General features: G+C 63.0%; 7 protein-coding genes. 1 reads left to right on the top strand and 6 read right to left on the bottom strand.

Going from position 1 to position 8,472, the window contains the following annotated elements:
• A partial coding sequence (locus GGQ66_RS21525) for a gamma-glutamyltransferase (RefSeq protein WP_183795550.1) occupies positions 1–445 on the top strand: 445 nt, incomplete at its 5' end.
• A 293-nt stretch (positions 446–738) separates the two neighbouring features.
• On the opposite strand, the gene GGQ66_RS21520 is transcribed toward GGQ66_RS21525, so the two are convergent.
• From GGQ66_RS21520 to GGQ66_RS21495, 6 genes are all read right to left on the bottom strand, one after another.
• A complete protein-coding gene (locus tag GGQ66_RS21520; protein ID WP_183795548.1) occupies positions 739–1,731 on the bottom strand; it encodes a Bug family tripartite tricarboxylate transporter substrate binding protein in 993 nt (330 codons plus the stop codon).
• Positions 1,732–1,825: 94 nt separating this feature from the next.
• Positions 1,826–3,331, bottom strand: a complete 1,506-nt coding sequence (locus tag GGQ66_RS21515; protein ID WP_183795546.1) for a tripartite tricarboxylate transporter permease — start codon at positions 3,329–3,331, stop codon at positions 1,826–1,828.
• Positions 3,332–3,340: 9 nt separating this feature from the next.
• The gene (locus GGQ66_RS21510) at positions 3,341–3,802 is read right to left on the bottom strand and encodes a tripartite tricarboxylate transporter TctB family protein (protein WP_183795544.1); all 462 of its coding nucleotides are present in this window, start codon (positions 3,800–3,802) and stop codon (positions 3,341–3,343) included.
• Positions 3,803–3,899: 97 nt separating this feature from the next.
• Positions 3,900–4,883: a tripartite tricarboxylate transporter substrate-binding protein gene (locus GGQ66_RS21505; protein WP_183795542.1), complete on the bottom strand. Its 984-nt coding sequence runs from the start codon at positions 4,881–4,883 to the stop codon at positions 3,900–3,902.
• A 209-nt stretch (positions 4,884–5,092) separates the two neighbouring features.
• Positions 5,093–6,436: a sigma-54-dependent transcriptional regulator gene (locus GGQ66_RS21500; protein WP_183795540.1), complete on the bottom strand. Its 1,344-nt coding sequence runs from the start codon at positions 6,434–6,436 to the stop codon at positions 5,093–5,095.
• Entirely contained in the window at positions 6,433–8,238 is a 1,806-nt protein-coding gene (locus tag GGQ66_RS21495) for a sensor histidine kinase (RefSeq protein ID WP_183795554.1), read from the bottom strand. Before GGQ66_RS21495 ends, GGQ66_RS21500 begins: the two co-directional genes overlap by 4 nt.
• Positions 8,239–8,472 lie beyond the last annotated feature (234 nt).

Here is an 8,472-nt window from a genome sequence, read left to right as displayed (position 1 = left end):
GGCGCGGACTTCAGGAGAGAACTTATTCGTCGTTCCGCTTGTCATAGACCCTACTTCTCACGCGTTGGGGTCGCCGGTAAATCCGGCGCAGTTCATCATTCCGGGTATGCTCTGCCGCGACGGCAAGGCCGTCATGCCCTTCGGCGTCATGGCGGGGCATTATCAGGCTGCCGGTCATGCGGCTTTCATCTCCGGTGTTCTCGATCGTGGCCTCGATCTTCAGGTGACCATGGATGCGCCGCGCAGCTTTGCGTTCAATGGCGTTCTCGAAGTCGAGCCCACCGTCAGTGAGGCAGCGCAGATGGACTTGGCTGCCCGCGGCCACGTCATCAAGGTGGTTACCTCGCCGATAGGCGGTAGCCAGGCCATCCGCATCGACCGGCAGGCCGGACTCCTCCTTGGTGGCTCGGACAGCCGAAAAGACGGTTCCGCATTGGGCTTCTGAAAAAAGCCCATGGGCCTCGGTATGTGGTGGTGGGAAATCGCAGACCGAGGCCCTGACAATGTTCAACCGCTGTCTCAATCGCCGGGCGGGGGTCGTGTCGGGTATTGCAGGGCGACAGAAAGGCATTGCGGAACCACGCAGCATTTCGCTGGTGGCTTGATCCCAACCCCATCGCAATGATGACGGGACTCGATACAGCTTCCCTATCCGCGCGCTTTCTTCAAGCCTCTGCCGAGGCAACCCGACAGGCGAGGGCGCCCGGAACGTTGCCGTTTCCGGGCACCCGGTTCCGGTCAATCCATCTGGATCTTCGCGTCGCGGACGACAGGCGTCCATTTGGCGATTTCGGCCTTCACATGCGCGCCCAGTTCCTCCGGTGTAGAGCCGACAATGGTGGCGCTGAATTCTTTCATGCGCTCGGCCACTGTGGGATCCTTCAATGCCGTATTCGCGGACTGATTGAGGCGGGCGATCACCTCCGCCGGCGTACCGGCCGGCGCGAAAAGCGCGTTCCACGTATAGGTTTCATAACCGGGAATGCCGGACTCCGCGACCGTCGGAATATCGGGGAAGGATGCGGCCCGCTCCTTCGTCGTCACCGCCAGGGCACGCAGCGTACCGGCCTTGATATGACCGGAGGACGAAGGCAGGTTGTCGAACATGATCGGCACCTGATTGGCAATGACGTCGTTCAGCGCCGGTCCCGATCCCTTATAGGGAATATGGACCATCTCGACACCCGCCATGCTCTTGAAGAGTTCCCCCGAGAGATGAAGCGGCGTACCGTTCCCCGATGAGGCGTAGCTGTACTGGTCCGGCGCCCCTTTCAACAGCGCCAGCAGTTCCTCGACATTCTTCGCCGGCAGCTCGGGATTGACGACCAGCACGTTGGGCACGACGACCAGCAGCGAGACCGGAGCGAAATCCTTTTCCGCGTCATAGGGGGTCGACTTGAGGATGAGCGGGTTGAGCGCGTGGGTGGCGACCGTTCCCATCAGGATCGTGTAGCCATCGGCATCGGCACGCGCGACATTGTCCGCACCGAGATTGCCGCCAGCGCCCGCGACGTTCTGGACGATGACCTGCTGGCCGAGATCCTCCGACATCTTCTGCGCGATGATACGGGCCACCACATCGGTTGAGCCTCCAGCGGCGAAGGGAACGACAAGCGTCACCTGTCTTTCCGGGAAACCGGCAGCCGCGGTGGGTGCATTTGCAGCCAGCAGCGACAGCAGCGACAATCCTGCCGAGAGCGCCATGCGGCGCGTCAGTTTGGACATTTTCATTGCGTTTCTCCTCTCTTTCAAACCATGCAGGCGGGTGCCTCGCGCGCCCGCCCGCCAACTTGGGCCCGCCCCTCCAGGCGGTATGACCCTGTGCTCAATCCTCTTCCTGGAAAACCTCCTCGCGCTTGGCCTTGACCGAGGGAAGGAAGACGACCACGAGCACGGCAAGCGCAATCAAAAGCAGGATGGCGCTGATTGGCCTCGTGACGAAGGTGGTCGGATCGCCGCGCGACAGGATCATGGCGCGCCGAAGGTTCTCCTCCAGAAGCGGCCCCAGCACAAAACCAAGGAGCAACGGCGCCGGCTCGCAGCGCAACTTCACCAGCAGATAACCGGCAAGCCCGAAGAAGGCGACGGCATAGAGGTCGTAAACGTTGGAATTGACGCTGTAGACCCCGATAGAGCAGAAGGCCATGATGATCGGAAAGAGCACGTAATAGGGGATCGTCAGCAGCTTCACCCAGAGGCCGATGAGCGGCAGGTTGAGGATGACGAGCATCAGGTTGCCGATCCACATCGAGGCGATGATGCCCCAGAACAGCGCCGGCTGCTCGACGGCAACATTCGGTCCGGGGACGATGCCCTGGATGATCATCGCTCCGACCATCAGCGCCATGACCGGATTGGCGGGAATGCCGAGCGTCAGAAGCGGAATGAACGACGTCTGCGCACCGGCATTGTTGGCCGATTCCGGACCCGCAACACCGGCAATCGCCCCCTTGCCGAACTCCTGCGGCGTCGAGGAGATGCGTTTTTCGACGGTGTAGGAGGCGAAGGCGGCAAGGATGGCGCCGCCGCCCGGCAGGATGCCAAGTGCCGAGCCGATCGCCGTGCCGCGCAGGACGGGGGCGACCATGCGGCGAAAATCATCGCGTGTCGGCCAGAGGCCGCTGACTTTCGCCATCAGGACCGAGCGGGTCTTCTCACCTTCCAGATTGCGCAGGATTTCCGCCACGCCGAAGACACCGACGGCGACGGCAACGAAGTTCAGACCGTCCGCGTATTCACGGATGCCGAGGGTAAACCGCGGCGTGCCGGTGTAGATGTCGGTGCCGACGAGGCCGAGCAGCAGGCCGAGCGCCACCATGGCCAGCGCCTTGACGATTGACCCGTGCGCCAGCGCGATCGACGAGACGAGGCCGACGATCATCAGGGAGAAATACTCGGCCGCGCCGAATTTCAGGGCGAGCGCCGTCAGCGGAATGGCGAAGATCGCCACGAGGAAGGTGGAGACCGTGCCAGCGAAAAACGAGCCGAGCGCGGCAATAGACAGAGCGGCACCGGCCCGCCCCTTGCGCGCCATCTGGTAGCCGTCGATGGCCGTCACGGCGGACGAGGATTCGCCGGGCATGTTGATGAGAATGGCGGTCGTCGAGCCGCCATACTGGGCGCCGTAATAGATGCCAGCCAGCATGATGAGCGACGAGACAGGCTCAAGCTGGAAGGTGATGGGCAGAAGCATGGCGATGGTTGCCGTGGCGCCTATGCCCGGCAGGACGCCGATCAGGGTGCCGAGCAGCACGCCGATGAGGCAGAAGAGCAGGTTTGCCGGAGAGGCGGCGGTCGCGAAACCGAGGGCGAGATTGCTGATGAGATCCATGGTCGCCTCCTAGAACCGGACCCAGGGGCCGAAACGTTCGAACGGCAGGCCGAGTGCATAACTGAAGACCGCGACCGAAAAGACCGTGACGGCAGCGGCAAGAACGACGCCAGTCAAAGGCCGCATCCGCCCCGAGGCGAAGGCGGCGATCAGGGCCGAGAAGAAGAGTGCCGGCGCAAAGCCGAAGCCGCGCACCGTCAGCCCGAAGAAGATCGGTGCCGGCAGGATGAAGAGCATGCCCCGCAGCGCGATCGGCCCCAGTGGCCCGCTATCCGTCCGCACCGACTGGACGAGAATGACGATGCCGAGCAGCACCAGAATCAACGCCAGCACGAAGGGAAAATAGCCCGGACCCATGCGCAGGGCCGTGCCAAGGTCGAGTTCGAGGCTCTGATAGGAAAAGAAGCCCCCGATGACGATGAAGATGGCGCCGCAAAGCGCATTGGTGGTATCAACGGCCAGTAATTTCATGGCGTTTCCTGTTCTCGATCGGAAGGGTGCCGACCCATGGACGGACGAGCCGCCCGGCAAGGGGAACCGGGCAACCCGTCCGGGTCGGATGCGATCTTCAGTCGGCGTACTGGCCGGCGGTTTCGATGACGGTCTTCCAGCGGGCGACCTCGCTTTCGAGCTTCGCTTTCAGCGCTGCCGGCGTCGCATCGCCTTCCGGCGAGGGTGCTGTGCCTAACTCGGCGAAACGGGCGACGACGTTCGGATCCTTGAGCGCCACTTGCAGTGATTTCGACAGGCGCTCGACAGCCGTTGCCGGCGTGCCCTTTGGCGCATAGACGCCATGCCAGATCCCGACCTGGAAATCGGCGAGCCCGCCTTCGGTGGCGGTTGGCACGTCGGGAAGTACATCGAGGCGCGCTGGTGAGGTCACCGCATAGGCCTTGATGGTGCCGCCCTGGATCTGCTTCGTCGTGTTGGTGGTCTGGTCGCACATGACATCGACCTGCCCGCCGAGAAGATCGGTCATGGCCGGGCCCGTACCCTTGTAGGGCACAGTGGTCAGCGGCGTCTCGATGGCGCTCATGAACAACATGCCGCAGAGATGCGAGGCGGCACCGATGCCGGCATTGGCGACGGTTACCTTATCCTTGTTTGCCTTGACGTAATCGACCAGACCCTTGAGGTCGGCTGGTTCGAAATCCTTGCGGGCGACGATGGTCATCGGCACGTCGGTGACGAGCCCGACATATTCGAACGCGTTCAGCGTGTCATAGGAAAGCTTGCGATAGAGCGTGGCGCTGGTCGCCATGCCGATGTGGTGCAGGAGAATGGTGTAACCATCGGGGTCTGCCTGTGCGACCCGACCCGCGCCCAGCGTGCCGCCGGCACCGCCGACATTCTCGACTATGATCTGCCGGCCAAGATCCTTCGACATGGACTCGGCGACGAGGCGGGCCACCGTATCGGTCGGGCCACCGGCCGAGAAGGGAATGACCATGGTGATGTTGCGTTCGGGGTAGGTCTGCGCCATCGCCGGCGCAAGGACCATCGAAACGGCGGCAGCGGCTGACATGCCGAGTACGGCACTGATAAACTTCATCGAAATCCTCCCGGATGAAACTGTTCCCGCCGGCGTGGCTCCTCCCTCACCGGTCGTGATGTCTCAATTTGCGAAGCGGAAGGGCTTGCGGGCAATCGCGGTTCTGCCGCCATCAGGGCTTTTTCTGCCGGGGTGCGCCGCAGCATGGGTCGAAATGGAAACAAACGGGCATGGCGCTGGGTGGATTTCCACCCATCGCGCGTCAAAGCTTATGCCGCGTCGTCGTCGTCGGTGAAGGGCATCTTCTTGTCGAGGTCGTATTTCTGCATCTTCTCGTACAGCGTCTTGCGGGAGATGCCGAGCATTTCATAGACCGGCCGGATGCGCCCGGCATGCGCGGCAAGCGCGTTGGCGATGACGCTGCGCTCGTAGGCCGCCACCTTGTCAGCCAGACGCTGCGGTTCGGAGTGCGTCTCGTCGCGCTGGGGGGCGAGACCGAGCACGAGCCGGTCGGCGGCATTGCGCAGTTCGCGCACATTGCCCGGCCAGTTGCGCCCCGCCACCTCTGCGATCACATCGGGCGGCACCTCCATGTCGGCCCGGCCGTAGCGTGCCGAGGCCTCGCGCACGAGCTGTAGGAAAAGCAGCGGAATATCGGCGCGGCGCTGTGCAAGCGAGGGGACATGCAGCGTTGCGACGTTGAGGCGGTAGAGCAGATCGGCGCGGAACCGTCCGGCTGCGACCTCGGCCTCAAGGTCGACCTTGCTGGTGGCGATGAAGCGCACGTCGAGCGGGACGACCTCGTTCGAGCCGAGCCGGCTGATCACCCGCTCCTGCAGAACGCGCAGAAACTTCGCCTGCAGGTCGAAGGGCATGGAGCCGATTTCATCGAGAAGGATGGTGCCGCCGCGCGCATGTTCGAACTTGCCGTAACGTGGCCGGATGGCGCCGGGAAAGGCGCCCGCCTCATGGCCGAAAAGTTCGCTTTCGATCAGGTTTTCCGGTAGTGCCGCACAATTTATGGCGATCAGCGGCCGGTCGGCCCGGGCGCTGATATCGTGCAGGGCCCGAGCAACGACTTCCTTGCCGACGCCTGTTTCGCCAATCACCAGCGTGTCCGCATCGGTGGCGCCGATGGCGCGCAGGCTGTAGCGCAGATCGACCATGACTTGCGTGCGCCCCGGCAGACGTGCCTCGATATCGTCGCGCTTGCCGGCCACCGCTCGCAGCCGGCGATTTTCCAGAACGAGGCTACGCCGGTCCATCGCACGGCGTATGATGCCCGCCAGATGCTGCGCCGTGAACGGCTTCTCAATGAAATCATAGACCCCTGCGCGCATGGCCGTTACCGCGAGCTGCACATCGGCGTGGCCGGTCAGCAGGATGACGGGTATTTCGACATCAAGCTCGCGCACACGCTGCAAAAGCGTCATGCCGTCCATGCCGGGCATGCGGATGTCACTGACCACGACACCATCGAAACTGTAGCCGACGCGCTCCAGCACCGGTTCGGCACTGGCGAAGGTATCGACCTCCAGACCGAAAAGCTCCAGAGCCTGGGCCGAGGAACGGCGCATTTCCTCCTCGTCGTCGATCAGCAGGATCCGGCTCATTCGGCTGCCTCCTGCGCCGGCAATGCGCCGTCCAGCTCGATACGGAATTCCGCGCCGCCGTCGACCCTGTCGGATACCGACAGGCCACCACCGAAGTCCTTGATGATGTTGTAGGAAATGGAGAGGCCAAGCCCCAGGCCGCGACCAACGCCCTTGGTGCTGAAGAAGGGATCGAAGATCCGCTCGGAAATCGCTGCGGGAACGCCTGGGCCGTGGTCCCGGATCGTCAGGGTCACTTTGCCGCCCTCCGCCCGGCCGGCTAGCTCGATGCGGCGGTCCTCCAGACCTTCGACGGCATCTGCGGCATTGGTGATGATGTTGACCAGAACCTGCTGCAGCCGCACCGACCCGGCCTGGACCCAGAGCGGGTTCGGACCGAGATCAATATGGAGACGGGCATCGGCAGATTTGAGACGCGCCGCAACGATTTCCAGTGTGTCTGCGACAACGGCTTCCATCGCAACGGGACCGAGCTTTTCGTTGGGCTTGCGGGCGAAATTGCGCAGGTGACGGCTGATCGCCGCCATCCGGTCGACAAGGCGGGAAATGCGCTGAACGTTGTCGCGCGCTTCCTCGACGCGGCCGCGGTCGATCAGCATCGCGGCGCTGTCGGCATAGGTCTTGGCCGCGGTAAGCGGCTGGTTGAACTCGTGCGACAGGGCGGCCGACATCTGGCCGAGGCCGGCGAGCTTTCCCGCCTGGATGAGGTCGCCCTGTGTCTTGCGCAGTTCCTGCTCCGTCAGCCGCCGTTCGGCAATTTCCAGCTCGATCTGCCGGTTGACGAGGGCAAGATCGGCCGTCCGTTCCTCGACCCGCCGTTCCAGTTCGTTGCGTGCCTCGATCTGCATGCGCAGCCGCTCGGCGGCGCGCACCCGCCGTTGCAGGATGATTGCCAGCGCAAGGCCCGCAAGGCACAGGAACAGGGCGACAGCAATCAGCATCGTCCGCGCTTGGCTGCGCGCCGAGCCGGTGTCCATCAGCACACTGACCGTCCAGTCGGCCTGCGGCATGTATTGCGACAGGACAAGATACTCCCGTTCCGATCCGTCGTCCGCAATGATCATGAGGTCATGACCGCCGAGGCCGCTGCGTTTGAGTGGCAGCGGCTTCAACACGGCTTCGGCATACCGGCGCGACGCCTGCGTGCGCTCCAGCCGGTCCGGTGACAGGGGCAGCAGGCTCGAATACAGCCATTCGGGGCTGCCAGTCATGAAGATGATGCCTTCCGGATCGGAGACGAGGATCTTGTATTCACCGCCGCGCCAGAAGGTTTCGATCGTGTCTATATCCACCTTGAAGACGATAACGCCGTGAATTTCTTCATCGACATGGACGGGTGAGGCAAAATAATAGCCGCGCTTCAGGGACGTGGTTCCGAGCGCGTAGAAACGCGACTGGCCGCCTTTTGCGGCATCCTGGAAGTAGGGCCTGTAGCTGAAGTTCTCGCCGATGAAGCTGGCTTTCTCCTCGAAATTGCTCGCGGCTACCGTCACCCCATCCATCGTCATCACGTAGATATCCGAGGATTTCAGAAGCGCGTTGATCTCCTCGAGATAGAGGTTTGCCCTCTGAACCAGCCCCGCATTTCCGGGATCGCTGACGAGCTGCTTGATGTCGTCATGGTCGGCAATCAGCGCCGGCAGCGGCTCGTAGCGGCTCAGATGCCCGCTGAGCGCCGAAACCGTCAGCCGCAGCGCCGATCCGGCCTGCAGCGATGCCTCGTCCAGATAGCTACGCGTCGCCAGCCTGTCGCCATGCACGATGACGACATAGGCAAGCGCGCACAGCGCAGAGAACGCCATGATCACACGATAAGTCACGAAATGCGGGCTCCTCCCCACCTTTTCGGTTGCGGCATTTCACCGCAAGGCAAGTGTAGAGGGCAAGCGTCAGCTTTCCAAGTGCCCGCACAGACAAAAGGTCCCGCTGATCGCTTTGGGCCGCCTCTGCTTAGCTAGCCCTCATGAGTGATGGCTGGTTGAGGCGCCGCGGTTGCCGGCGTTGGAGACGGACGAACAACTCTGCTCTTTGCTCAA

This window comes from Allorhizobium borbori, assembly GCF_014196535.1.
In the GTDB taxonomy this organism is placed as follows: Bacteria; Pseudomonadota; Alphaproteobacteria; order Rhizobiales; family Rhizobiaceae; genus Ectorhizobium; species Ectorhizobium borbori.
The sequence above is the reverse complement of the archived record's forward strand: the minus strand, read 5'-3'. Positions and strand labels throughout refer to the sequence as shown.